The organism is Moorella naiadis (nom. illeg.) (assembly GCF_051020825.1).
Lineage (GTDB): Bacteria > Bacillota > DSM-521 > Neomoorellales > Neomoorellaceae > Neomoorella > Neomoorella naiadis.
The window spans coordinates 1-2,146 of sequence record NZ_JAXGFQ010000070.1; the positions used below are offsets into that span (position 1 = coordinate 1).

The 2,146-nt window shown below is 56.1% G+C and carries 2 protein-coding genes; both read right to left on the reverse strand.

The annotated features are described in order from the left end of the window. The coding region (tnpC, locus tag SDD30_RS17295) for an IS66 family transposase (RefSeq protein WP_434076175.1) at window positions 1–1,200 on the reverse strand (1,200 nt) is incomplete at its 3' end. Next, the gene (locus SDD30_RS17300; RefSeq protein WP_434076176.1) at window positions 1,197–2,072 is read right to left on the reverse strand and encodes a Druantia anti-phage system protein DruA; all 876 of its coding nucleotides are present in this window, start codon (window positions 2,070–2,072) and stop codon (window positions 1,197–1,199) included. The genes SDD30_RS17300 and tnpC, both read right to left, overlap by 4 nt. Window positions 2,073–2,146: the final 74 nt, after the last annotated feature.

The following is a 2,146-nucleotide window of genomic DNA, read 5'->3' on the forward strand; positions in this document are numbered from 1 at the left end:
CAGGTTCCTGGCTTTGGTCTTTTTCGCTTTGCCCCGCTTGCCTTTGGGTTTTTCCTCCATGACTAAGGGGTTTTCCTCATACCCAAGGGCGATGATGCTGCTGTAGCGAGACTCGAAATCCATCAGCTGCTCCAGTTCCAGATGCATCTGAGCGTTTTCCTTTTGTTTCGCTACCGCCACCTTGATGGTAAGAAGTAGCTCTTGCATCTGTTGCGCCCAGGCCTGGTGCTCATTTTCAATGACACCAGTCAGTTCCCGCAGGTGATGGGCGTTGCAGAGGGAATGGCCACAGGGGTATTTGAAGTAAGGCTTCCAGAAGTCGTGTTTGGCGATCCCCTGGTAAACGGCTAAAAACCCGATCGTGTCCATGGCCTTGGAGCCGCGCTGGGGTTGGATGCTGTAATGGGTCAGGTGGTCGTTGCTGACAGCATGGAGCCATTGCAGTTTCCCTCCTACCCGGCTGCCGGTCTCGTCGCAATGAACGACGGGAGAGTTTAAGAGTCTCTGCTTAATTTCCTGTTCGGTGTCACTTAAGCCCGCGGCTGCGGCCTGATTGGCGGCCAGCAGGGTACCTTCGGCTATTGGCTGCCCGAAAAGGTCAGCAAATAGTTCCCTGATGCGGTCGTAGGGAAGGAGTTGGTATTGATTGAGGTAAACAGCTAAGGCCTGGACTTCAGGGCCGTACTGTACCGGCTGGGTAACGCTGGCGGGAAAGGAGGCCTTGTTGCAGGTGCCGCACACCGGACAGGTCTTTTGCTCCGCCCGGTGCTCGGTGACCAAAAGCTTCAGCGGCGGGATGTCAAACACCTGGCGTCTTTCGTAAGAAGCGCTGGCCTGTTCAGTCAGGGAGGCGCCGCACTGCTGGCAGCAAGTCACCGGGTGCACCTGCACCTGGTCAGGGTTGGCCACCATCTTCAGCGTGTGGCCGGGATGCCCCTTTTGCCCGCCGCTTGGCTTGCCACTCTTTTTCCGGAGGCTTTTGGTTTGCTTCTTAAAACCATCGCTGGAGGGGGGCTTATTAGAGTTCCTGCTGTTCTGGTTGAGCTGGTTTTCCAGTTCTTTGACCCTTGCTTCCAGGAGCGCGATCTGCCGGGCCTGGCTTTGGTAAATGCGCTCAAAGTTGGCTAGCAGGCCCTCTACCAGGGCGACTACCGCTTCGGGTCCCTCATGATAAACGGCCAGGATCTCCTCCCGCGTCACGAGGCCTCACCCCCGGGCAGGTGCTTGGCCAGGGGATACAGGTAGACGGCCTTGACGGGGACCTTTAAACTGTGACAGCGGTCATTGCGGCTGCGGCCCTTGGTCAGGCCGACGTAGCGCCAGTTGGCCGCCTGATAGCAGATGCCGCGAAACCTGTTTATCTCCACAAAGGTCTCCAACAGGAACAGGCCATGCCCGTACTTGCGCTGCCAGTCTCCTTTAATGCGGCGGGTGATTAGTCCCAGGAGATGGCTGGCGAGGTGAGGGACCTGCACCCAGGGAAGAAGGAGAAAGCGCGTGTTGTTGGTGAGATAACAGAGATTATTGAGGCGACTCTCTTTGTCCCAGCCGATGAAATTATCCCGGGCGGTGCAGCTCCAGGCGGCAGAGCCGAATAGAAAACAGGCCAGCGGGCGGTTGTAGCGATCATACACCAGGTACTTCATGTTCTCGCCCACCGTGCCGCTGAAGCCCAGGTAGTGGTAACCAAAGAGCAGGTATTTGAACAGGGGCCAGGATGGATGGCTACTCTCCACTACTTCCACCCGCAGGGGCAACAGGTCTTTTAATTGCCCGGTGATGGCGGTCGTGGAATGAGGTACCGGGGTGATTGAGGTTCTATTCCCGCCCTGCCTAACACTTGCAGATTTACGGGGCAGTACGATCTGCCCTTGCTGCTCTAACTTGAGTAGAAGGTCGCGGCAGGCCATATCCTTCATCTGGCCGACAGGAGAGTACCAGTTCCAGAGCCGGCAGAGTTCCATTGATAGTCTACTGCGGCTCCAGGAGGGGTTATCAGCTATTAGCTGTTTGATTGTCTGGATGTGGGTTTCGGTTATTTGTGTTACCCGGAACGCTGCTTCTGTTTTCATGGTTCCATTCTACATGAAAAGCAGCGCCGAGTCCAGCATCATTTTTTAATTTCTTGGGGTGGCTGAGTAGTTAC